The sequence below is a fragment of the Luteolibacter pohnpeiensis genome, from assembly GCF_016595435.1.
Classification (GTDB): Bacteria; Verrucomicrobiota; Verrucomicrobiia; order Verrucomicrobiales; family Akkermansiaceae; genus Luteolibacter; species Luteolibacter pohnpeiensis.
Genome location: NZ_JAENIJ010000015.1, coordinates 50,261 through 74,968 on the forward strand (window position 1 = coordinate 50,261; position 24,708 = coordinate 74,968).

20 protein-coding genes are annotated in these 24,708 nt (G+C 54.2%); 9 read left to right on the forward strand and 11 right to left on the reverse strand.

The genetic code is table 11. The features are described from left to right. The first annotated feature begins 105 nt into the window (after positions 1-105). The 4 genes from JIN85_RS10785 to JIN85_RS10800 all read left to right on the forward strand — a co-directional run bounded on the left by JIN85_RS10785 (position 106) and on the right by JIN85_RS10800 (position 7,825). The gene (locus JIN85_RS10785) at positions 106-1,986 is read left to right on the forward strand and encodes a phosphoenolpyruvate carboxykinase (GTP) (RefSeq protein WP_343225490.1); all 1,881 of its coding nucleotides are present in this window, start codon (positions 106-108) and stop codon (positions 1,984-1,986) included. A gap of 52 nt (positions 1,987-2,038) precedes the next feature. After that, positions 2,039-5,518 (forward strand): endo-beta-N-acetylglucosaminidase, encoded by a 3,480-nt coding sequence (locus tag JIN85_RS10790; RefSeq protein WP_200270501.1) that lies wholly within the window; start codon positions 2,039-2,041, stop codon positions 5,516-5,518. Positions 5,519-5,645: 127 nt separating this feature from the next. Continuing rightward, positions 5,646-6,272, forward strand: a complete 627-nt coding sequence (locus JIN85_RS10795; RefSeq protein ID WP_200270503.1) for a peroxiredoxin — start codon at positions 5,646-5,648, stop codon at positions 6,270-6,272. Between the two features lie 395 nt (positions 6,273-6,667). Further along, entirely contained in the window at positions 6,668-7,825 is a 1,158-nt protein-coding gene (locus JIN85_RS10800; protein WP_200270505.1) for an acyltransferase family protein, read from the forward strand. Here the strand turns inward: JIN85_RS10800 and JIN85_RS10805 are convergent. From JIN85_RS10805 to JIN85_RS10835, 7 genes are read right to left on the reverse strand one after another with little or no spacing between them, the layout of a single operon-like run. Beyond that, positions 7,793-8,977: an SGNH/GDSL hydrolase family protein gene (locus tag JIN85_RS10805; protein WP_200270508.1), complete on the reverse strand. Its 1,185-nt coding sequence runs from the start codon at positions 8,975-8,977 to the stop codon at positions 7,793-7,795. The two genes, JIN85_RS10800 and JIN85_RS10805, sit on opposite strands and share 33 nt — an antisense overlap. After that, on the reverse strand, positions 8,974-9,249 hold the full coding sequence (locus JIN85_RS10810; RefSeq protein WP_200270510.1) for an acylphosphatase: 276 nt from the start codon (positions 9,247-9,249) through the stop codon (positions 8,974-8,976). The genes JIN85_RS10805 and JIN85_RS10810 overlap by 4 nt, the downstream gene beginning before the upstream one ends. Positions 9,250-9,253: 4 nt before the next feature. Beyond that, positions 9,254-10,282 (reverse strand): ABC transporter ATP-binding protein, encoded by a 1,029-nt coding sequence (locus JIN85_RS10815; protein WP_325109074.1) that lies wholly within the window; start codon positions 10,280-10,282, stop codon positions 9,254-9,256. Then, positions 10,267-11,253, reverse strand: a complete 987-nt coding sequence (locus tag JIN85_RS10820; RefSeq protein ID WP_200270512.1) for an ABC transporter ATP-binding protein — start codon at positions 11,251-11,253, stop codon at positions 10,267-10,269. Before JIN85_RS10820 ends, JIN85_RS10815 begins: the two co-directional genes overlap by 16 nt. Next, positions 11,250-13,493: an ABC transporter substrate-binding protein gene (locus JIN85_RS10825; protein ID WP_200270514.1), complete on the reverse strand. Its 2,244-nt coding sequence runs from the start codon at positions 13,491-13,493 to the stop codon at positions 11,250-11,252. The genes JIN85_RS10820 and JIN85_RS10825 overlap by 4 nt, the downstream gene beginning before the upstream one ends. Next, entirely contained in the window at positions 13,493-15,073 is a 1,581-nt protein-coding gene (locus JIN85_RS10830) for an ABC transporter permease subunit (RefSeq protein ID WP_200270516.1), read from the reverse strand. Before JIN85_RS10830 ends, JIN85_RS10825 begins: the two co-directional genes overlap by 1 nt. Positions 15,074-15,075: 2 nt before the next feature. After that, entirely contained in the window at positions 15,076-16,422 is a 1,347-nt protein-coding gene (locus JIN85_RS10835; RefSeq protein WP_200270518.1) for an ABC transporter permease subunit, read from the reverse strand. Between the two features lie 134 nt (positions 16,423-16,556). Between JIN85_RS10835 and JIN85_RS10840 the strand changes: the two genes are divergently transcribed. From JIN85_RS10840 to JIN85_RS10855, 4 genes are all read left to right on the forward strand, one after another. Continuing rightward, entirely contained in the window at positions 16,557-18,158 is a 1,602-nt protein-coding gene (locus tag JIN85_RS10840) for a peptide ABC transporter substrate-binding protein (RefSeq protein WP_200270520.1), read from the forward strand. 34 nt (positions 18,159-18,192) lie between these two features. Next, the gene (locus JIN85_RS10845) at positions 18,193-19,125 is read left to right on the forward strand and encodes an ABC transporter permease (protein ID WP_200270522.1); all 933 of its coding nucleotides are present in this window, start codon (positions 18,193-18,195) and stop codon (positions 19,123-19,125) included. 20 nt (positions 19,126-19,145) lie between these two features. Then, positions 19,146-20,120: an ABC transporter permease gene (locus JIN85_RS10850; protein WP_200270524.1), complete on the forward strand. Its 975-nt coding sequence runs from the start codon at positions 19,146-19,148 to the stop codon at positions 20,118-20,120. Positions 20,121-20,252: 132 nt separating this feature from the next. Beyond that, positions 20,253-20,846, forward strand: coding sequence for a PEP-CTERM sorting domain-containing protein (locus JIN85_RS10855; RefSeq protein ID WP_200270526.1), 594 nt, complete (start codon positions 20,253-20,255; stop codon positions 20,844-20,846). On the opposite strand, the gene JIN85_RS10860 is transcribed toward JIN85_RS10855, so the two are convergent. The 4 genes from JIN85_RS10860 to JIN85_RS10875 are packed head-to-tail and all read right to left on the reverse strand — an operon-like array spanning position 20,843 to position 23,464. Next, positions 20,843-21,835 (reverse strand): lysylphosphatidylglycerol synthase transmembrane domain-containing protein, encoded by a 993-nt coding sequence (locus JIN85_RS10860; protein WP_200270528.1) that lies wholly within the window; start codon positions 21,833-21,835, stop codon positions 20,843-20,845. The two genes, JIN85_RS10855 and JIN85_RS10860, sit on opposite strands and share 4 nt — an antisense overlap. Beyond that, positions 21,832-22,104 carry an acyl carrier protein gene (locus JIN85_RS10865; protein ID WP_234047368.1) on the reverse strand — a complete coding sequence of 91 codons (273 nt, stop codon included), beginning with the start codon at positions 22,102-22,104 and terminating at the stop codon, positions 21,832-21,834. The genes JIN85_RS10860 and JIN85_RS10865 overlap by 4 nt, the downstream gene beginning before the upstream one ends. A gap of 4 nt (positions 22,105-22,108) precedes the next feature. Then, entirely contained in the window at positions 22,109-22,834 is a 726-nt protein-coding gene (locus JIN85_RS10870; protein WP_200270530.1) for an SDR family oxidoreductase, read from the reverse strand. Between the two features lie 39 nt (positions 22,835-22,873). Then, positions 22,874-23,464, reverse strand: a complete 591-nt coding sequence (locus JIN85_RS10875; protein ID WP_200270532.1) for a thioredoxin family protein — start codon at positions 23,462-23,464, stop codon at positions 22,874-22,876. A 98-nt stretch (positions 23,465-23,562) separates the two neighbouring features. On the opposite strand from JIN85_RS10875, the gene moeB reads away from it, so the two are divergent. After that, positions 23,563-24,687 (forward strand): molybdopterin-synthase adenylyltransferase MoeB, encoded by a 1,125-nt coding sequence (gene moeB, locus JIN85_RS10880; RefSeq protein ID WP_200270534.1) that lies wholly within the window; start codon positions 23,563-23,565, stop codon positions 24,685-24,687. The last annotated feature ends 21 nt before the right edge of the window (positions 24,688-24,708 follow it).

Below are 24,708 nucleotides of genomic sequence, written 5' to 3' on the forward strand. Positions count from 1 at the left end.
TCACCGGGGTTAGCACGGCAATCCGCCCATCGCAAGACCCACCGCCGCAATTTCGATCAGATCCGACGCAAATCGGCCAAATTCCCCCGATTCGGCGTCATCTCGTTGCAAACTGGTGCATCTCAGGTTCAAGATAACCACAGCATGAGCAAAATGACCTCCACCAGCCACGCACCGCTTCAGAAATGGATCGATAAAATGATCACACTCTGCACCCCGGATGCCGTCGAATGGTGTGAAGGATCAAACGCGGAGTGGGACCGCCTTTCCAATCTGCTGGTTAAATCGGGAACCTTCACCCGCCTCAATCCTGAGAAGCGACCGAATTCATTCCTCGCGCGCTCCGCCCCATCCGATGTTGCCCGCGTGGAGGAACGCACGTTCATCTGCACCCGCCGAGCCGACGAAGCCGGTCCCACCAACAACTGGGCGGAGCCAACCGAAATGCGCGAGCTTTTGCAGGGAAAATTCCAAGGCTGCATGAAAGGCCGGACGATGTATATCATCCCATTTTGCATGGGGCCGATTGATTCCCCATTGGCCAAAATTGGCGTGCAGGTGACCGACAGTCCTTACGCCGTTCTCAACATGAAAATCATGTGCAGCATCGGCTCCAGCGTTCTGAAGCGGCTTGAGGAAGAATGGTCCGGTGTTGCGCCAAAGAAACGCCACGGTCACAAGTTTTTCATTCCGTGCCTCCATTCGGTTGGGGCGCCACTTGAGCCCGGGCAACAGGACGTGCCCTGGCCGTGCAACGAGGACAAATACATCGTCCATTTCGTCGAAACCCGTGAAATCATGTCCTACGGTTCCGGCTACGGCGGCAATGCGTTGCTTGGAAAAAAATGCCTCGCCCTCCGCATCGCATCCAACATCGCGCGCGAACATCAATGGATGGCGGAGCACATGCTCATCGTCGGTCTCGAAGCTCCGGATGGCACCAAAACCTACGTCACCGCAGCCTTTCCTTCTGCCTGCGGAAAAACGAATCTAGCAATGATCGTGCCGCCGGAGTCCTACCAAAAAGCCGGTTGGAAAACGTCGATCGTCGGTGACGACATCGCCTGGCTGTGGCCGCACGAGGATGGCAAGCTGCATGCGATCAACCCGGAAACCGGCTACTTCGGCGTCGCACCCGGAACCGCATACGAAACGAATCCGATCGCCATGGATTCGATGCTGGAAAACACGATTTTCACCAACGTCGCACTCACCGACGATGGCGATGTCTGGTGGGAAGGCATGACCAAAGAAGCCCCCGCTCACCTGATCGACTGGACCGGCCAGGACTGGACACCGGATTGCGGACGTCCAGCGGCACATCCGAATGCCCGTTTCACCGCGCCTGCCTCGCAATGTCCGACCATTGATCCGCAATGGCAAAATCCCGATGGAGTGCCCATCGAAGGGATCATTTTCGGCGGACGCCGTGCCACAACCATGCCGCTGGTTTATCAAGCATACAACTGGTCTCACGGCGTCTACATTGGCGCGACCATGGGTTCGGAAATGACCGCTGCAGCGGCAGGCACGATCGGCAAAGTTCGCCGTGATCCGATGGCGATGTTGCCGTTCGCAGGATACAACATGGGTGAGTATTTCGCCCATTGGTTGGAGATGCGGCGTTACCTCAAGCACCTCCCGCGGTTTTTCCATGTAAACTGGTTTCGCAAAGATGAGAACGGAAAATTCCTTTGGCCTGGATTCGGCGAAAACATGCGCGTTCTTGAATGGATCGTTAAACGCTGCCACGGCACCGCTGCCGGGCATGAAACCCAGATCGGCTGGACCCCGGCACCGGAGGATTTCGATATCTCCAGCATGCAGAATTACAGCCGGGAACAATTCGAAGCGGTCATGAACTATCACCGTGACGAATGGAAAGCGGAGCTGGTCAGTCAGGCTGAGTTTTTCCTCGATCTCTACGACCATCTGCCAAAAGAGCTCATTTTCCAGCGTGAGCTCCTGGCGGCACGGCTTGCCTGAATCGCCTTTCGTTGCTTGAATTGCGGCCCCGAACCGCAATCAAGCACTATCAATGATTTACATTCCCGGGCGGAGAATTTCCGCTCTCCGCGTCTTTCCCCTCGCGCTCGCCAGCAGCCTATTTGCCGCCACATTTTCGCACGCCGCCGAAAAAAGTTTCTCTCAATTCCGCTTCACTCCGACGCGGTTGAGGGACAGCTCGTCGCCGAACTCGGTGCAGGTTTCCGAATTCCGATTTCTTCTCGGTGGCAATCTCGTCGATCTCTCCAGCGCGACCGCAGTCAACGCCGCAGGCACCTCGCCCGCAACCGAAGGGCCTGAAAAGTTGATCGACGGCAGCACCGATACCAAATGGCTGAACTACGCGAAACAAGGTGTCATCATCCGCTTTCCCGAAATCACCACCATCGATGCTTATTCGTTTTCGACCGCCAATGATTCGCAGGAACGCGATCCCGGAAACTGGAAGTTGGAAGGCAGCAACGATGGCACGAATTGGTTTTTGTTAGATGTTAGAATCAACGGCTCCGTGCCGAGCGACCGCAAAGCAAGCACCGATACGTTTTCGCTGCCGGTGACCGTGCCGCCGTATGCTTCGTTCTGGCATCCGGACTACTTGCTGAAGTGGACACCGGAGGCGGACCCGGATTCCGATTTCAACCGTGCCTCGATTCCGATCACTTCGCGGATGGCAAATCCGGCGTTGAAGGTGAATTTCAACGCTCGATCCAACGAGGCGAAGATCACGATTTTATCGTCATTTGGCTCGACCAGTTTCCTGCCGTCGCAAGGGGCGAAGGTGGCGCATTTCAATGCTTACACGGGTTGGCAATACACGGACAAATTGGTGTTTTGGGGCGGTTCTGCAGGTGAAGGAATCATCCTCGCACCCGCGGCCCCGATCGTCGATGCCGCCCACCGCAACGGCGTGCCGGTTTTGGGAAATGTGTTTTTCCCGCCGAACGTTTATGGCGGCCAGTTCCACTGGGTGCAGACGTTTTTGCAGAAGAGTGGCGATGCTTTTCCTGTCGCCGACAAGATGATCGAGGTCGCCCGCTACTACGGTTTTGACGGCTGGTTCATCAACCAGGAGACCGGTGGAGGTAGCACTGCTGACGCAACGAACATGCGGGATTTTATTTCGTATTTCAAAGCGCAGGCCCCAGATCTGCAGATCATGTGGTATGACGCCATGACCCGCACCGGCAGCATCAGCTGGCAGAACGCGCTTACCTCGGAAAACGAGCAATTCGTGAAGAGCGATGGCAACGCAATCGCCGACAGCATGTTTCTCAATTTCTGGTGGAATAGTGACATGCTTTCCAGCACCCGCAGCAGGGCTTTGGGATTGGGACTCGATCCTTACTCGATCTATGCAGGGATCGACGTGGAAAGCGCCGGCACGGGAACTTCGGTTTCCTGGGACGCGATTTTCCCGAACCGCTCCCAACACCGCGTTTCCGTTGCATTCTATGGCGAGCAGGCGTTGTTCCGGAACTCAGGAAACCCCGGCCAATTCCGGCAAAACGAACTCCGCTTCTGGTCGGGACAAAATGCGGATCCATCGAATACCTCCACCACGGAAAGCTGGAAAGGCATGGCGAACTACGTGCCCGCGCAGTCGCCGTTGGAAAAACTGCCGTTCGTCACCAACTTCAATCGTGGCCAGGGCGATCGCTATTTGATCGATGGCCAAGTGGTATCAACCTCGGGCTGGAACAACCTGAGCCTTCAGGATGTCCTGCCAACCTGGAGATGGATCGTTTCCTCCACGGGGACGAAATTGACTCCCGCACTGCTCTTTGAAGATAGCTACTATGGAGGTAGTTCTTTGAAAATTTCCGGTCAGCTGGACGCCACCAATGATATCAAACTCTACGCCGCCAGCTTGCCTGTCAGTGCGGATACGAAATTCAAATTGGTTTACAAAACCGGCACCGCTTCGGCGCCATCGAACCTAAAACTCGCCATCGCATTCGAGGACGCGCCAAGTTCTCCGGTTTACTACGATGTTGGCAGTACTTCGACCAATGGCTGGAACACCGTGACCTTCGATCTCGGTTCACACGCTGGTCAAAAAATCGCGACCATTGGCGTGCGCTGCTCATCCACAAGTGTGATTGAAAACTACGTGGTCCGGCTTGGCCAATTCGCGATCTACGATGGCACGCCGACTCCACCCGCCGCCGTCACGGATTTGCGCATCATACAAAACGATCCAAGCACGTTGGATAACACCAACCTGCGCATCAAGTGGAGCGCATCCTCTACCGGGAACATCTATTACTACAACGTTTTCCAGCGACTCGCTGATGGTTCACGGCTCTGGCTTGGCGCAACTCCGGCGAATGCATTCTACGCGGCAAATGTCGCCCGCTCAGGCAATCAATCGTCGGCCATGATCGAGGTCGAAGCCGTTGGAAGTGACTTCGCTATCTCAAGCGCCGCCGAAGTCGCTGCCGCGTTTCCACCACAACCCGAGGCGAATTTCCAACTCACCGGCACCATCATTGGCACGGAAGGCTCATGGTCGAATCTCGGCGACGTCCGGGAAAACGTGTTCGATGGAAACTTCAACACCGCCTTCGACGCTCCGGATGAATTCGGCGCGTGGGTCGGACTCGATCTCGGCTCTGCCGCACAAATCACCGCGCTTCGTTACGCACCACGCTCTGGCTTTGCTGCACGCATGGTGGGCGGAGTATTTGAAGGTGCCAACTCCGTTGACTTCAGCGACGCCGTCACCATTTACACCATTCCCGATCAACCCCCGGTCGGTTCCTTCACTTCAGTCCCTGTTACCAATCCGCACACTTTCCGCTACCTTCGCTATCGGTCCGATCCGAATTGCAACATCGCGGAACTGGAAGTCTACGGACTGCGACTGCCGGATACGCCGGGAACGATTGTGGCTTCAACCGACCCAGGCGGTGCCTTGCTCACCTGGAACACCACACCATGGGCCACTTCCTACCGACTCGAACGCGGCACCTCAGCAAGCGGTCCGTTCACGGTGATCGCGGACCAACTTGGCTCAACCTCTTACACCGATCCGGATGCACCTGCAGAGACCGAGTTATTTTACCGAGTCATCGCCATCAATTCGCTTGGAGAAAGTTCTGCTTCGGCAGTCACCCCACTTGCCGCGAATCTGATTGGCTTTGCCGCCTGGCAGCAAAGTCAATTCGCCGATGAGACCGATGAATCCATCATCGGCCAGCTAGCCGATCCAGATCACGATCAAATCCCGAATCTTCTGGAGTATGCACTCGGCACCGATCCTGCGGTTGCCAATCCGCCTCTGGAGCCAGGGGTCGATGAGGCAACACTCTCGCTAACCTACACGCAAAATGCCGATGCCACCGACATCAGCCTGAAAGCCCAGTGGTCGGACGATTTGCAAACCTGGAGCGACGTCGGCGTCATTTACGAAACACTGTCAGAACAAGCTCAAACCCAGACCATTCGGGCCACCGTAGCGATCGGAAGTGGCGGCCATCGCTTCCTGCGACTCCAAGCGGTTTCCGAGTAAATCCAGAACTATCAGCCCGGCGCAACATCGATTCAGGGGACAAAAACCTTGTCCGCCACCTCCGCATCGCCTACCCAGCGCCGGGCACAAATCCTGCCCGATTTTTTCACTCCAACCTAACAGCTCCATGTCCGTCCTCGTTGGCAAATCAGCTCCATCCTTCAGCGCCAAAGCCGTCAAAGGCGAAACCATCATCGAGAATTTCTCGCTCGAACAATACAAGGGCAACAAATACGTCGTTTTCTTCTTCTATCCGAAGGACTTCACCTTCGTTTGCCCGACAGAGCTTCATCGTTTCCAGGAAGAACTCGCTGAATTCGAAAAGCGCAATGTCGCTGTCGTCGGTTGCTCGACCGATTCCGAGTTCTCGCACTGGGCTTGGCTCCAAACGCCAAAAAACCGCGGCGGCATCCAAGGCGTCAACTACCCGCTCGTTTCCGACATCAACAAGACCATCTCTGAAGACTACGATGTTCTCGCCGGTGAATACACCACCGACGAAGAAGGCAATATCGAGGTCATCGGCGAACTCGTTGCTTACCGCGGCCTGTTCCTGATCGATAAGGATGGCATCGTCCGCCACCAGGTCGTCAACGACATGCCACTTGGCCGCTCCATCCGCGAGTGCCTGCGCGTCATCGACGCCCTGCAACACTTCGAAGAGCACGGCGAAGTCTGCCCGATGGACTGGGAAAAAGGCGACGCCGGCATGACTCCCGATCAAGACGGCGTCAGCGGCTTCCTTTCGAAATAAGCTCCGGCAGATCCACCAGATTCTAATTCAGCAAAACGGTGCTTTCGCAAGAAGGCACCGTTTATTGTTTTGGATTAGCTCAGATTTGCACCAGCCGATCTACGACCAGGTAACTTTCTGAGTATCACAGCACATCATCGTCGGGACATTGGTGTTGCCTGAAAGGCTCATTTCTGATTGATTCCAATTTAGGTTCCAAGGTCGCTGATAGCAGGTGCTACAGTCTATCCCGAATGATCCTTATACCATTCTGATTCGAACGCCGCTCCCCAATGATTATTCTTTCTCAAGGAGCCATTTTCGGCCGAATGCTCAATCGATCAAACTCACGGATAGAGAACCAAACCGGCCATTTCCTGGCCTGAATCGAGCTACTTTTGTTTCATATCGATTGCATGAACACCCAAGTTCCTGAAGCGGCTGTACCCGCTCACAATAGTCGGCAGCACCTGTTAGGTCTGGATGGAGTTCGAGGGCTCGCCATCTTAATGGTGATGATCGGCCATTTTATCGTAGTCGGGAAGCACCTTGATTATAAAGTAGACGGTCAGCGCTTTTTCACCAGTGGCTACCTTGGGGTGGACCTGTTCTTTGTCCTCAGCGGATTTCTCATCACCGGGATTTTGATAGATGCGAAGGGCACTCCCGGTTATTTCAAGGTATTTTATATCCGACGCGCTCTACGGATTTTTCCGCTTTATTATGGCTTACTAGCTCTGGGATGGCTGAGTGTTATTTTCATCACCCCGGGAGATAAGCAAGTTCTCACCGGCCATAACTCGATGGCATGGTATTGGCTATATGCCTCAAACATCGGGATGGCAGTCAAAGGAGGGTGGCTCGCTTCGCCTACTTGGCTGGGCTTAGGTCATTTTTGGTCACTCGCAGTCGAAGAACAATTCTATCTAGTCTGGCCACTGATAGTCATGTTGCTTCCTGTAAAATGGCTGCAGAGGCTCTGTGTCGCCTTAGTAATTTCCAGCCCGATCATTCATGCGATTTTGCAAAACCAAATCGGCCTATTGGCGACTTATGTTTCGACCTTGAATCGCCTCGGCGTGCTTGCTGCCGGAGCATGGCTTGCAATCATGTGGAGAAACCCCGATGGGTGGAAACAGGTCACGAGATGGCTCGTACCGGTCACCGGCTTTTTTGGCATCATCTTGTTAATTGAGCGAATTTTTGTGATCTATCCGTTAGCAAGCTGTGAGTCATTTATCATGATCTTCTTCGGTGCGGGCTGCGTGGGCCTGGCAGCGAATGGCGACGGAGCCATCAGCCGGTTTATATTTGAAAGCCGCATGCTTCGTTGGCTTGGGAAATATAGCTACGGCATCTATGTTTATCATCATGCTCTCAAGCCAGTCTGGATGCATTTCTTTTGGAGAGGCTGGATTGTTCCGACCATTGGCTCAGGTTGGCCTGGCACCTTCACCTACATGGCTTGCGCTACTGTCGCATCGCTGTTGCTAGCCTGGTTGAGTTGGAAATTCTTCGAATCCCCGATTCTTTCCTTAAAATCACGGTTCACCTATCGCAGCAGGCAACGGTAGAATCCGATCTTTCCGGATGGCAGCAAGGATCTGATCGGCGATCTTGCGATGAGTCGCAACGGTCGGGTGACCATCTGAGACATACCCACCAGGAAAGCGATCAAACTGAGCATAATAAACGCCACCGCGGTGACCGGCAGCCTCCTCTGATACGACGAGTTGTGTATTCTCTCTGGCCCATTCCACATGCGGCGCCAATGCAAGAATCGGCACGTCCGGATCATGCGATCTCACTTTGGCAATCAGTTGATGATATTTGTCACGAAATTCAGCGGATGACGCTTCATTCACGATACCTTGTTTGTTTTTCAATCCAGCGTAGTCATTAATTCCCAGGCATATGACCACCAGGATCGGTGGTGACTCGGAGAACGCCCACCGACCTCCATCTGCAGTTTCCATCTGGGTCCAATCATATCGGTCGAGCATCGAATTTTTCGCGTCCCCTAACCAATTGCGCGCTACTCCGCTGCCGGAGCGACATATGCCGATCGCATCTGCATCAAGCGCATCCGCAACCATGGATGCAAATCCCCGACGGAAATTCGTAACCGGATATTTCTCCAGCCAGGGTAAGGTTTCCCTCGTCGACTCATTCCCCTCGGCGACCGTGTAAGAGTCGCCAATGAATTCAATTCGCGCGCGCTCCGGTGCTTTATCAAGTTTTGCCCCTTCATTCAGGACGAAGCCAAGGAGGGCAGTCGGCTTATCAAATGAGATATTTCTTCTCTCAAATCGAATGCGATGTGGCTTCCCATCCAACCCGCTCGCCAGAGGATAAACCACCATTTTCCCTTTCTTGCCACCAACGACCGCCGTTTGCTGGCCATCGACGCTGACATTGTAATAATTCCCCTCGTCCCTTAAGCAAATGCTCAGATCGCGCCCGGTAAATTCAACGGCCACCGCAAAACCCGGCCAGGAAGCTTCGGGCGGTGTCTGATCGGATTGGCTCCATCGTCCGATCAAGCGGACATCCGCATGGGAAATCGGTAAATAGGTTTGTCCGGCCTGGAGCGGCGGAGTCGGCTTGCAACTGGTCAGCCAAAAACCAAGTCCCATGAGAATCCAACACCACCTCGTCATTGAGGCATCCTGAACTCTCGCAAAATCCGCCACAAGCATCGAGTGCTTGAGCCAGAGGCGGATCACGAAACGATCGAGAAACCGGTCACATTTTCTAACAGATCAATCTCTGTCGCCTGAAGATTCTTGATGTGATGGGCCACGGCCGACTCTTCGGCGATCTCCTTGATGAAATCCTCGACCTCATCATCTTCACCCATGACCTGAAGTTCAACCGTGCCGTCCGGGAGATTTTTCACCCAGCCACAAACTTCGAATCCGCGCGCGAGGTCCTTGGTGGTGTAGCGGAAACCCACACCCTGAACCCGGCCTTCAAAGATGACTCGCTTAGCTTTCATACGATCAATCTTCCGAGTCTTGCAAAAGCTGATAGTCTTCTGGGGAAAGACAGCATGGATCATTGGCGACCAGATGCCCCGGTGCAATCTCACGCAAGCTCAGGTCTGCACCAACGGTTTGTGCATAGAGAGGATGGCTGATCCGATGCCCGAACGCGCTTCCTGCAGGCGGATCGATTGGCGAAGGCACATCCCCTTCTAACAAAATCCGCTTCGGTCTCACGGTTGGATCAACCGAAGGGATGGCGGAAAGCAATGCTTTGGAATAGGCGTGGCGTGGATCACGGTAAATGGTTTCCGCATTGGCGACCTCGACGATTTTTCCCAGATACATCACCGCCACCCGATCGCTGATGTGCTTCACCACCGATAGATCGTGAGCAATGAAAAGGTACGAGAGCCCGAACTCCTGCTGGAGCTCAACGAGGAGATTCAGAATTTGTGATTGAACGGAAACATCGAGAGCGGACACCGGCTCATCGCAAATGATCAGCTTGGGCCTCAATGCCAACGCACGTGCGATCCCGATGCGTTGTCGCTGACCACCGGAGAATTCGAACGGAAAGCGATCTGCTGCGGAAGCTGGCAAACCAACCCGGTCCAAAAGTTCACTTACCCTCGCATTCCTTTCGGCCCGATTGCCCAACTTGTGAATGATGTAGGGCTCTTCCAAAATCGAGCGAACGCTCATCCGAGGATCCAGCGATTCACTTGGATCCTGGAAGATCATCTGGATATCACGTCGCAACGGACGCAGTGACCACTGGGATAAGTGACTGATATTGATCCCTTCGAAGTCAATCTTTCCGGAGGTCGGGCGGATCAATCGAACAATGGTTTTCCCCAAGGTTGATTTGCCGCATCCGGATTCCCCGACGAGACCTAGCGTTTCTCCGGGCTTGATATCGAGCGACACCCCATCGACTGCGCGAACTGCGGAGGTCTCGCGCATCATCACGCCGGAGCGGACAGGAAAATGCACCCGGAGGTCTTTGACGGAAAGCAGTGGATTTTCGATCACGGTTGGTAGCATTCGGGACAGGTTTCAACCCAATGGCCGGTGGAAACTTCAGTGAATTTCGGACGCTCGCGACTGACCGGCGCGGTCCGTCCCATGCGTTGGCAAAAGCGACAACCATGCGAGTAATCCCCCAGCGAGGCGACCGTGCCGGGGATGGTATTGAGGATCGATTTGGACGGAGTATCCAAGGTGGGAATCGAGGACAGCAGCCCCTTGGTGTAGGCATGCAGGGGATTGGCAAACAACTCGATCGCCGATGCTCGTTCCACCACACGACCCGCATACATCACGACCACTTCATCGCAGGTTTCTGCGATCACGCCCAGGTCATGGGTGATCAAGATGGTGGACATGCCCATCTCCTCCTGGAGCTTCGCCATGAGATCGAGAATCTGGGCCTGCACGGTAACGTCCAACGCCGTGGTTGGTTCATCGGCAATCACCAATGACGGGCGACATGCCAAAGCCAAGGCAATGACGATCCGTTGGCGCATTCCCCCGGAAAGTTGATGGGGGAAATCCATCATGCGTTGCTCCGGCGCAGGAATACGAACCAGCTTCAGCATTTCGGTAGCAGCGTCCCAGGCGTCTTTTTTCGAGAGCTTTTGATGCAATCGGAACACTTCGGAAACCTGACGTCCGATCCGATGCAGAGGATTCAGCGCCGTCATCGGTTCCTGGAAAATCACCCCGATGTCACCACCACGGATCTTGCGCATTTCCGCATCGCTTGCGCGAACAAGGTCGGTGCCTTTGAAATGCACATGACCTCCGAGAATTTTCCCAGCTGGCTGGGGCAAAAGCCGGATGATCGACATCGCGGTAACGCTCTTGCCGCAACCGGACTCGCCGACGATGCCGAGGGTTTTACCGCGTTGAACTGAAAACGAAACCTGGTCGACCGCACGCAGGAGACCTTGTTCGGTCTCGAAGGAGGTGATCAGTTTATCGACTTCAAGAATGGTATCGGCAGATTCGCTCATGGTCCGTTTCCTTTCTCCTCAGGAGCTACTGCTGGATCCGCCGGCACTGGCTGCTCACTCGCTGGAGCTGTAGGTGGTGGTGTTGGATCGTTGGCGGGAGTTGCCGGAGTTTCATCCATAGGAGCTTCTGATGCATCATCTCCCTCTGGTGATTTCTGACGGTAGTCATCCACAGTCTTGACCGATTCCGGGAAAGTCTTGCCTTCACGCCGTGCCTCCAGCGTTTCCTTTTTCATATCTTCATCAATCCAGAGCACGTGAACTTCATGGGGATCGTAAACCACGGGCGGGCAGAATTTTGTCGTATCGGAATCCGGCCAACGCACCCAGCGCCACGAGCCGACCCGCACGAAGTCAACTGCGTAGCCAGGCAGGAAGATCGCTTCGTCATGCATGATATGCTGCAATTTCTGAACCGCGGTCCTCAAGTCATCCATGGTGGTCGCCGTGCGAACCTCCTCACTCAGCATATCAGTATCCGGTCTCGCCCAGGCGAAGGTGTTGTTGGTATTCGGTTTGAGATTACCGCTTTCATCGTAGGCGTTCGACGAATGGAGGAACTGATAGAAATCCGGCATGGGCGGCTCGATGCCCCAGGCACCGAGTGCGATATCATGCTGCTTCAACATTTCCTTTTTGTAGGCAACCGTCGCCTCCAGGCCATCGAGCCGCAGCTCAAGACCGCAGTTTTTTGCCTCTTCACGAAGCAGTGAGAAAATTTGATCGTAAATCGGAAGCGTCGGATAAGTGATGGATACCGAAAGGCGTGTGCCATCGGCCTTTTTGAGAATTCCATCCCGATCCTCCTGGGTGAAACCCGCCTTGGCAAAAGAGGCTCGCGCATCTGAAATCGAAAAGCCCCGGGCTTTGATCGTAGGATCACTCAGCCCCTCGTAACCTTCGTTAAAAGCATTCAGCCGCTGGTAATCTCCGCGGAACATCACGTTGATGACCTTTTTCCAATTCAGCGATTCGGCGATTCCGATTCGCACATCCCGCTCTTTCAATAAAGGCCGGCTCACATTGACATACAAGCCACGGGGAATTTTCGGGTAGCGGGTGTAAAAGGTAACTTTATCGATGTAGCCATTATAAACAGGCTTCATCTCCGACTTTTCATACCAAAGCTCCGGAGTCGTGATAAGGAAGGTATCAAGCTCACCTGCCTTGAACAATTCAAAGGCCTTCGACTGGTCACGAACCACGGTGTAAACGATCTTGTCCGGGTTGTAACGATACTTGTAGTACTTCCGATCTTTCGCCCACCAGTTCTTCACCCGCGTTTCGGTGATGGAGACACCTTTGACAATATCTTCAGGTTTCACCTCGTAAGCGCCCGTGGTTGGCCGGAACCGCCACTGATAACGAGTATCATAATCCGGGCCGTATTCCGCGAAGAAATGAGGAGGAGAAGGAGTAAAATCCCCGGCAATCAATGGACCGTAAACTTGTGCCTCCGGCAATGAAATGGAGATCGTATGATCATCGTACATCGCCACCTGGGCCAGGTTTTCCTTGAAGTATTGCTTGGCGTAGGGGTTGACCACGTTGTCGGAAACATTGACGTAGACGCTCACCAGATAGTCCTTGGCATGAACCGGCTCACCATCGGAATAGCGCGCTGCCGGATCAATTTTGTAATAAATGGTGCGACCATCTTTTGAGACTGCCCAGCTGCTCGCGACCCCTGGAATCATGTGCATGGTTTCGCGATGGTAATCAACCAATGGAATGTCGATGTCATCGTAAAGATAGCCACGGAAACTGTTATTTGAATTATCACCAAACAACCGGGTCGTCGGAGGAAAATCAGGAATGTATTGCCGCAGCACACCGCCCTTCTTCGCACGCGGATCGCCGATCTCAGGCTCATTCATGCCGTCATCCCATACCAGATCGGTAGGAATCTCGGATGGATCGCCCATCTTCAAATAGTCACCAAGACTCAAGCGAAATGCCCACTTTTCGAGTTCACGGGCATTGGCCTGCAGCCGGACTTCGAGAAGCTTGCGCTTCTCATCATCGGCCTTGGCGATCTCTTCTTCCAAATGCGCCTTCTCCTTGATGGCTGCATCTTGCTGCTCGATCAGCCATTTGTGAATGAAGTCATTATAACGCGGGACAAACCCATCGAAGTCATAGCGCGACCCCAAGGCGCCCTCCTCATGACGACATCCGTTGAGTCCAAAGCAGCCGACGATTGCGGCTACCACCGCGAGTAGTGAAAACAGGAAACGCATCAACGGTAGTAGGTGAATTTTTTCGGATCAAAGGCCTCGCGGATCGCTTCGCCGATGAACGTGATCAAAACCAGAAGTCCAACCAGGGCAATGAAGGTGGATGTCACAAGCCATGGGGCGGAAAGGTTCGACAGGCCATCACTCAACAGTCGCCCCCAAGTTGCATATTCCGGCGGTAAACCGAAACCGAGGTAATCGAGTGAAGCGAGCGACGAAATCAAAGAGGAAAGACTGAACGGAACCAAGGTGACGATGATTGCGACCGTATTCGGCAGTAAGTGCCGGAATAGGATGCGCGGAGTCCCAGCCCCCATCACGCGGGCGGCGGAAATGTAGTCACGCCCCCGGTCGCGGAATGTAGCAGTCCGCATTAGGGCCGTGATCCCCATCCATCCGAAAAAAATCAAAATTCCGAGAATCACCGGCAGGCCCTTGAAACGATACGGCACCATGCTGGAGATGATGATCACCACGAACAGAAACGGAACGTTCACAAAAATTTCCATGATCCTCTGGACCACCAAATCAAACCAACCGCCAAAAAAGCCCATCAACATTCCGATGATGATACCGATCAGATAGACGATGGGCAGGAAGATGATCGCTGCCTTGAAATTCACCTGCAGGCCGCCATATAGATAGGCAACCACGTCGTAGCCTTGCGAGGTGGTGCCAAGCCAATTCCCGGACTCGATCACCGGCGGTGACGGATGATATTTTACCGCGCGGAGATCGCTGCTTTTCTCTGCTAGAAATTCTTCCTTGGAAGCCGTGCCCGTGTATTCCTCGGTCACCAGTTTACCCGCCTCGTAATTGGCCGTGTAAACCGGGTTGTTCTCGCTATCCCAACCATCTGCAGCACCTTCGAGCACGCCTCGGCGCATGGTGTAGCGGACATGCATCTTCGAGCCTTCCACATCATAATACGATGCCGCCAAACCCCAGTATGGTTCGCTGGATCTACCAGATTCATAGTAAACCCCTTCCCGCTCAACGAGTGATTTTGATCGCGGAGGCAATGTATCGCCCGTGGGATCAAAGGGAATCAACGGCATGATGACTTTCCCGTCTGCAGATCCCTTCAGCTTTCGCTTCAATAGTCGGTAGTTCGCGGGCGCATCGGCATCCTCTCCGACAAGGCCAAAGTCTTTGTTCTTGTAGGTTTTTTCCTGGAAGGCCGGGAAATACCACTCGCCATGATACTTCACCGCGAGCGCCCGTTTGCCGACGATCATTTGATCCAGTCCAGCGATACCCAGTAAGGCCAGCAAGATGATCAAGGAATAGTAGCCGCGCTTGATTTCGCAAAAGCGTCGTAATCTGCGCGCATTCGACGGGCTAAGCGGACCCGCTGTCCAGGATCGGATCACGATGATCAAACCGCCCAACAACAAAATCATGGCACTTAGCCAACCAAACCAGAGGAATTGGAAACCTGCCCACGGCAAATAAACATTCAACCACGGTATTTCACGGCTGGTCTCAAAAAACCAGCGCACGGTTGGAAATGCGATACCATTGAGCTCACCCACTGTCGCCAGCAGACCGAGAAGCATGAAGAAAAATCCGATGATCCGCATGGTTATTCAAATTTGATGCGTGGATCGACCAACGCGACGATGAAGTCCGATAACACATTGCCGATCAAAAGAAGGAAGCCGGCAATGGTGAGGGTGCCCATGATCACCGGCACATCGCGCGCGATCACTGATTGATATTGCAAGAGTCCGAAACCTTGGATGTCGAACACGGTCTCGATCAACATGGAACCACCGATGAACACTTCAACCAGGCTACCGAGCGTGGTCGCAATGGGAATCATGGAGTTGCGCAAAGCATGGCGGAAAACCGCGCCACGAAAGCTGACCCCTTTCGCCACTGCCGTGCGGACATAATCCGCCGCCAGATTATCCATCAGGTTATTTTTCGTGAGCATGGTCAGCATCGCGAATCCGGTGACCACATAACAAAGCAGGGGTAAAACCGTGTGACTCGCCAAATCCTTGGCTTGGCCCCAAAATGTCATCTGCGCGAAATCCGGACTCGTGAGTCCAAACATGGGAAAGATGTTTTTCTCAGAACCGAGGTAAACCAACAGAATGGCTCCCAGGGCAAATCCTGGAATGGAGTAGCCGATGAAAATCAAAACCGAACTGAATGAATCAATAAACGTTCTGTGTTTCAGCGCCTTGAGAATACCCAGCGGAATACAAACCGAATAGGTGATGATCGCTGTTAGAATTCCGAAATAAGCCGCCACCGGCATCCGGGCCAAAATCATCTCATCCACCCGATCCGTGTAAGCGGTGGACCGCCCAAGATCGCCCTCTAACAATCCGGAGAAGCGCGTTTGATAAGCAACCGCTCTGGGCCGGTAGGATGGCAGCTTCTGCGCATCCGGATTTCGGCGATGGTAGCGCTCCTGCCGGTCTTTTTCCGACTCGATCTTTACTTTCCAGCCCTGGTCTGAAATCGGTTTGCCCGTATCAGCGAACACAGCCGATGCGACATTGCCATTTGAGTCGCGATTGACGTGCACCAGCCTGCCATCATTTTTCAAAACCACGACCGCGGTGCGATCCATGTCCAGGCCTCCGCCGATCGTTTCCTCCCCTCGGCTTCCATACTCGGCTTTTGACAGTCTGGTTTCCTTTGGCATCACACCCAGCCACTGCAGATAACTGATGTATACTGGCTTATCCAATCCGTATTGCTCCTCTAGCTCCTCAAGCTGCTCCTCGCTCAGACCGCCTGACTGGCCCGGGCCGCCGGAACCTTTACCACCCTGATCCGCACCTTTTGCGGCTTCCTGCAGCTTTCTTTGCATCGGCCCGCCGGGGACAAATCGGGTGATGGTGAAGACAAGCAGCGTGATTCCAAGCAAAGTTGGAGGAATCAGAAGCAGTCGTCGGATAAAATAGCTTTTCACGGTAGATGCGCGCTGTTTTTGAACATGGATGCCGGGTCATGCAAGCAAGACACCCCTACAAAGCGTCACAAAACTTCTCTACCGGTAAAAATTCCACTGCAATCCTCGCGCCAAGCCATAAGAATCCCGCCGTCATGCTTCGCCGGCTCATCATTTTACTCCTACCAGCCCTCGGATTTCTAGTTTCCTGCCAGAAGGAAACCCAGGTCGAACGCGCCAATCGGGAAGGCATTTTCCTTACCGGAAATTCTGCTGAGCCGAAGTCGCTAGACCTGCAACAGGTCACAGGAGTCCCTGAAGGTAAGATCATCACATCCTTGTTTGAAGGACTTGTCGCAGACGATCCGGAAAACGATGACGGAACTCCGCCGGGCGCCGCGACGTCTTGGGAGCACAACGATGACCTCACTGAATGGACCTTCCATTTGCAACCCGAGGGGCGCTGGTCAGATGGCGTTCCCGTCACCGCTGACGACTTTGTTTTTGCCTACAACCGGCTTCTGCACCCGGATTTTGCCGGTCCATATGCGGAAATGTTGTATTTTTTGAAGAACGCGGAGGAATTTAATAAGGGCAAAATTACCGATTTCTCCCAAGTCGGGGTCAAGGCCATCGACGATCACACTTTATTCGTCAAACTCCGTGAGCCGGTCCCGTTTCTTCCTTCTCTAACACGCCACTACACCTGGTTCCCGGTTCCCAAACACGTGATTCTCAAGTTCGGCAAAATGCAGGACCGCTTCACGGATTGGTCGGTCCTGCCGAACATGGTTGGCAACGGCCCGTTCAAACTCAAAACCTGGCGCTTCCACGATGTCATCGAAGTTGAGCGAAACACCTACTACTGGGATGCCAAAAACGTCGGCCTGAATGGCATTCGATTCTTCCCGATCGAAAATCCTTTCACGGAAACACGGGCCTTTCTCTCCGGCCAGCTCCACAATATCTACACGCTACCATCCGATCTCATCCCAGCCGCGAAAAAGGAATACCCACAGTATTTGCACCAGGAACCTTATGTCGGCACGGTATTCGTAAGGCTAAACACCACGCGCAAAGGACTTGATAATGAAAAAGTTCGCAATGCGCTCTCGCTCGCGCTCGATCGGGAAAGCATCTGCAAATACATCATGGAGGGATATACTCCTACGACCTCTTTCGTTCCAAAGATGGGAGCCTACGAACCAGAGCCGGTTCTATCATTTAATCCCGAGAAGGCCCGGGCCCTGCTTGCAGAAGCGGGCTATCCAGATGGCAAAGGCTTTCCGCGTTTTTCGGTCCTCATTTCGAAACCAGATGCCAAAGCCAGCATCGAAGCCATGCAAGCGATGTGGCGTAAGCACCTCAATATTCTCGTGGACATTCAAATCAAAGACTGGGGCTCATTTGTGACCGCCCAACAAAATCTCGACTTCGACATCGCGGTCGGAGGCTGGATCGGGGACTACCTTGACCCAACGACTTTCCTCAATCTTTGGACCAAGGGAAATGGTAACAACAACACAGGATGGAGTGATCCTGCCTATGAAGCACTATTGAGCGAAGCCGCACTTACTGCAGATGCGGCCAAACGCCTGGAAATCCTGAAACGTGCTGAACTCATGGTGATGAAGGCCCAGCCCATTATCCCGGTTTCATGGTATTCCCGGAATTACCTCCTGCGCCCGGAGGTCAAAGGTTGGCACCCACTGTTGCTGGACAATCACCCTTGGAAATCCATCCGCCTCGAAAAATAATCAGCCAGCTCCCTGAACTCTTTTCTCTTCCCCGATGCTCGCCAATATTTTCTCACGCCTCTTACAGGGCTTACTCGTACTCTTCGTACTTTTCACCGTTACGTTTTTCCTGATCAAGGCACTCCCGGGCGGCCCCTTCAAATCCACTGAAAGAGCCATCCCAGAGCACATTCGCGCCAAGATTGAGGCATACTACGGCTTGGATAAACCGACTGCTGTGCAGTATGTGATCCAGCTCAAAAATTACATCATCAACCAAGATCTGGGCACCAGCTTGCGGTTAGAAGGTCGACAGGTCAGTGAGATCATCGGCCAGGCTTTCCCGGTTTCTTGCATGCTTGGTGTGGTCGCCATGATGGTGGCCATCGTGATCGGCATCCCGCTTGGCGTCATCGCAGCCTGGAAAAAGAATAGCTGGATGGATTACTCTGCAATGGCCGTCGCCATGATCGGCATCTGCATTCCCAGCTTTGTCGTCGGCCCGGTTCTAGCCGATCAATTTGGCCGTCGAATGAGCCTGCTCCCGGCCATGGGTTGGGATGCAACCCATCCAACTTCCTGGATATTGCCTTCCATCACGCTCGGTCTAGCAACCGCGGCGTATTTATCCCGCCTCACCCGAGCTGGAATGCTCGATATCTTGAACCAAGATTTTACCCGCACTGCCCGCGCCAAGGGAGTCGATAGTTTCCGCTTATTGGTCCGGCACTGCCTGAGAGGTGGCCTGATTCCAGCAGTTGCCTTTATCGGCCCTGCCTTCGCTGCCATCATTTCCGGATCGGTCGTGATTGAAAGCATCTTTGCCATGCCAGGGCTTGGCCTCCATTTCATCAAGGCAATCCAAGTCGGAGACGCCCCTGTCATCCTCGGCATCGTGCTTCTTTACGGCCTGCTGATCATCACCGCCAATTTCATCACCGATCTCCTCGGCATGTGGCTCAACCCACGCCTCCGTGGCAACCGCTGAAATCACAATCCTCTTTCTTCATGTCTGCCGTCACCGCTGAAAAAAACAATTCGCTTTGGAGCGATGCTCGCCACCGCCTGATGCGGAATCGCGCCGCCCTCATCAGTCTCATCGTCCTCACGGTCATCATCTTTTGCTGTCTGGTTCTACCACTTCTGGGCTTCCTACATGATCCAAACGCCCAAGCACTCCCTGACAAAAATCTAGCCCCATCCGGCGCACACTGGTTTGGCACGGATAATCTCGGCCGGGATATCTTCGCCCGAGTTGTTTATGGAGGCCGCATCTCGATTGCGGTTGGTCTGATCACTACTTTGGTATCCGTCACGATCGGGGTCTGTTATGGGGCGATTTCCGGATACGTCAGTGGAAGAACCGATGCCATCATGATGCGGATTGTGGACATTCTGTATGCCCTTCCTTTCCTGATCATTGTCATTCTACTCGGGAAAACCATTGAGCCGGCTACGGCCAAACTCACCGATACCGTCGTTGGCTGGTTCACTTCTGCGGATGCATCGGTTGAATCGATCAATGCCACCCGAGCCTGGATCGAGCCGATTACCACGCTGGTTCCGCTCTTCGTTGCAATCGGAGCCCTTTCCTGGCTCACGGTTTCACGGATTGTTCGTGCTCAGGTACAAGGCGTTGCCAAACAGGAATTTGTGGAAGCAGCGCGCTCGCTCGGACTGGGTAATTTCCGCATCCTTTTCCGCCATATTCTGCCCAACACACTCGGCCCCATCATCGTTTACACCACGCTTACCATTCCCAGCGTGATGTTATTCGAGGCCACTCTGTCCTTCCTCGGCATGGGCGTAAAACCTCCTTACGCTTCCTGGGGAAATCTCATCAACGAAGGGGCGAATTTGATGCTGTCGAACATCTGGCTGCTGTTCTTCCCAACTCTTTTATTCTCCGCTACTTTGTTCGCGTTGAATTTCCTGGGAGATGGTTTGCGTGATGCGCTCGACCCTCGCTCCGCGAAAGATTAGGGCGAACCTCTGATCGAGAAGGAGGCGACATGATTGAGTTTCTGGATCAAACAACTGATTTATCCATTGCCTAATGTCACCTTTTCTACAAGTCTCGCCTGCAACAAAGATCCGTTGATGTCCTCCGAATCCATGAAAATCCAGATTCCGCTGCTGAGATTGCCATGCCTTGCGGTAGTTGCTGCCTGCGCATGGCTGGGTCAGGAAGTGTCGTCTGCTGCAGTCATTTCTCCGGACGGCACACCGTTCTCCGATCTGCTCGCAACACCTTCAGAAACCTGGGACGCAGCGTTGCTGAATCAGGATTTCAGGATGATCTCCACCCAGATTGACTGGGCGGATTCCGACTTTATCGACATTTTGGCTTCTTCTGGAACCACGAGCCTGAGGCTCGATCCGGATCGTGAATCAGACCTGTTTCTCGTCATGAGAATCCGCCACGGTTCCGGCTCATTGCCGGGCTGGAACATCGTCGGCGCTTATTTCGCGGGCAGCCTCCCCCCGGGGTTTGAGACTCTGAACTCGTCTGATCCTATCGATTCACCTCTGGCTGAAAGTACCGATGCGATCCTAGAATCAGCAACAGCCGCAGATCCCGCAATCGACGGTGTGGTTACTGGGGCTCGTTACGATTCGCTGGTTCGCGCCCTGGTGCCGGAACCCTCCTCATCATTGCTTTTCATCGGCTCAGCACTTGGATTGCTGATTCGTAGAAAGCGGGCTTAACCGGCTGCATTTTCGAAGTCGTGACGGTGAAACCGGTCACGAGGTTTCAGGAAAAACAAGGCTCCAACCAGCGCCCAAAAAACATTGCAGGCAAAACCCGCAAGAGATGCCGCCACGGCTATCGTTGCAGGCACGCCAGCGAGATCCTTGAGCAAAACCTCGAACAGTTTTTCCCGCACTCCCACGCCACCTACAGAAACCGGCATGGAACAGATGGAATCGATTACAGGCATCGCCGTGAAAATCGTCCCCGCTGAGGCCGTTCCTCCGACAGCCCGAAGGCCACACCAAAACGAGGCAAAGTAGGCCGCCAGCAGAAGCAGCGAAAGACCAAGCCCGACGAGCATGTGCCTCCATTTCCGGCGATAGACGTCGTAAATTTCCGGCATTTGCCGCATGATTGGAAAGCGATCGAAGCGGCCGTTCGCGTGAATTCGCTGATGCACCGGCGGAGAGGCGCAGATGAAAATCAGGGCGATCATCAGCAACCCGCCTCCCAGGGTGACCCAAGCGAAGCGAATCACCTCTTTCCCCAACCGGCTTTGTTCCGCGAGCGCATCGAACTGAACCGCTGAAATCACAAAAAACACCAGTGCCAATGCGACCAGCCCCATCAGGTGGTCCATCAGGATCGTCATGGTGATGAGAACCTTGTGGTTCGGCCGATCCCGATTCAACAAAATCACCCGTGCCGCATCGCCACCAATTCCGCCGAACGAGACCAAATTGAACAAGTTGCCGATCATGGTCAGCTCAACCGCCCGGCCCAAGGAAATGCGCAGTGACTGGGCATCCAAAAACGCCAGCCAACGCAATGCGGTCAGCACCACAGCAAGTCCTGCGAACCCGGCTCCGGCTGCAAGCCAACGGAAATCCATCGCCCCCGGTCGGGTCAGCACGGAGTGGCGCCAATCCACTTTGGAAAAGGCCCACCACAGGCAAACCGCGGTGAGCACCAGCTTCAGCAAAAACAGCAGCGCGTTTTTCACGCGGATTTCTCGATTTCCTGCGCGATGGTTTCGACACTTTCGAGAATGCCTTTGGCTTCACCCGCATTGCCGATTTTCAAGCCGAAGTACTTTTCAAGTGCCACGACCAATTGCAAGGCGTCGACCGAGTCCAGTCCCAGCCCATCGCCTCCGAAAATCGGCGTGGTGTCACCGATTTCAGCTGGTTCCATTTCGAGCATCAGCTCTTCAACCATCACTTCTTTGATCCGCTGTCTCAGTTCCTCGCCTTGCATGTCGTTGTTTTTCAAATCTTCAGAAAATTCCGCCGTCAATCTTTAATGATGAACCCGTAATGTATGAGGCTTCGCCAGCAGCGAGGAAATACACGGCGGCCGCAACCTCGGTCACTTTCCCAAAACGCCGCATCGGTATGCCTGATTTGGCTTTTTTCCGCGCTTCCTCATCCATTCCCGACAAGGCTTCGGTTTCAATGTATCCTGGCAGGACCGCATTGACCGTGATGCCGGAGCGGGCAACTTCCTTCGCCAACGTCCGGGTCAGCGCCACCACCCCGGCCTTCGCCGCTGCGTAGTTTGTCTGGCCCAGAGGCGGCATTATCGAACTCAGCGAGCCGATGTTGACGATGCGTCCGCTGCGTTGACGCATCATCTGCAAAATCACGGCCTTACAGCCGAAAAATACGGAATCCAAATTGGCTGAAATCACGTCATGCCACGTCTCCGCCTCCATCGCCGCCAGCAATCCATCGCGATGCATTCCGGCATTGTTGACCAAAACATCCAATTGCCCGTCGCTCGCCACAATCTGCTCGATCGCGGATTTCCATGCCTCAAGATCCGTAACTTCCAAGGTCAAGCAGGTGCATCGATCCGGGTATTCAGATACCAGCGATTCCGCCGCTGCACGATTGTTCCGAACCCCCAGCCAAACTCGGCATTCGGGGTCCTGCTCCAGAAAATAACGACCGATCCCAAGGCCGAGACCGCCATTTCCTCCAGTCACTAAAACAGAGCGCACCGGTGCAGCATCCCCAGCGGTTGCGTGTTGGTCAAGCGGTCAGCTAGGGGTTGACCACCAAGAGGGCGCATTACCCACTTTCCATTTGATATTGCAACCACTGCTTGGATAAACGTTCTCGATCGGCAAATCACCTGCCAGCATCCGTTTCACGGCATTGCGCAGATCCGCCCCATCCGGCTGATCGCCGCTTCGCGGGCGGGTGCCATCGAATTGCCCGGCGTAAACCAGTTTTCCATCACCATCGAACAGGAAAAAATCCGGTGTGCAGGCAGCCCCATAGGCGCGGGCAACTTCCTGTGATTCGTCGAGCAGATACGGAAAATCCCAGCCATACTCGGCAGCGAACTCCTCCATTTTTTCCGGTCCGTCCTGCGGATATTTCTCCAGATCATTCGAATTGATCGCAACGGTGCCAATTTCGAACGCGCTGACTTCACGAGCAAAGTCCGCCAGTGCAGCGGCAAGGTGAACCACAAACGGGCAATGGTTGCAGGCGAAAACCACCAGCAATCCCCCTTTTCCCAAGCATCCCGCCAGGGTCGCCAGCTGCCCCTTGGCATTTGGCAGGGTAAAATCAGGTGCTGCATCACCGGGCTTTAAATTGAATGTCGAGAGCACTTCAGCCATGGGCCGAAATTACCACAGGATGCATGGATGAAAAAAGGTTTCCCCGGCTGGAGACATTCGCGATTGGACGTCGCCCCCGAGTGCGCCATGTTTGCGCCATGCCATCGGCACTTTCTCAAGCTGAACTCCTTCGCTACTCACGTCACCTGATCATCCCCGGTGTGGGTCCGGACGGGCAGATGAAATTGAAAAACGCGTCGGTTCTGCTCATCGGAACCGGAGGTCTCGGCTCGCCCGCTGCGCTGTATCTCGCCGCGGCCGGAGTCGGCCGTTTGGGATTGGTGGATCCCGATGTGGTCGATGCATCCAATCTTCAACGCCAGATTCTTCACGGTGAATCCTGGATCGGGAAACCAAAACTCGAAAGCGCCGCCGACCGCCTGCGGGAAATCAATCCGCACATTACGGTCGAGCAGCACCCGGTTCGCTTCACGCCAGCAAACGCGCGATCGATCGCCGAGAGCTACGACATCATTCTCGATGGCTGCGACAATTTCCCAACCCGCTTTCTGACCAACGATACCGCGTTCTTTTTGAAAAAACCTTTGGTCTACGGCGCGATTCATCGCTTTGAAGGGCAAGTGAGCGTGTTTGCCCCCCATCTCGGTGGGCCGTGTTATCGCTGCCTCATTCCAACCAGCCCGGCACCCGGAGCCGTTCCTTCGTGCAACGAAGCCGGAGTTCTTGGGGTGCTCCCCGGCATTATCGGATCGCTTCAGGCGATGGAAGCCATCAAGCTCATCCTCGGACTCGGTGAGCCGCCACTCGGCAAATTGGTGATCTACGATGCACTTAGTACTTCATTCCGCTCCATCAAACTTCGCCGCGACACCACATGCCGGCTTTGTGGCGATCACCCCTCCATTTTTTCCACGGAAAATGCGGAAACCACCGCACCCGCAACCTGCCAAGTAGACGATCCCAACATGCAATCCATCACCACCTCCGAACTCCGCAAACGCCTGAATGGCGATTTCGACGCTGTCCTCATTGATGTCCGCGAACCTCATGAACATGCCGTCGCGAACATTCCCCAAGCCGAGTTGATCCCGCTCGCAACCTTGCCAGACCAAATCGATCGCTTGCCGAAGGACCGCGAAATCATCGTCCATTGCAAATCCGGCGGACGTTCTGCAAAAGCCGTCGATTTTCTAATCGCCAACGGATTTGAGAACGTGACCAACGTAACCGGCGGCATGGACGCCTGGCTGGCGGAATCCTAATTCCACCAACTCAAGCGCTCC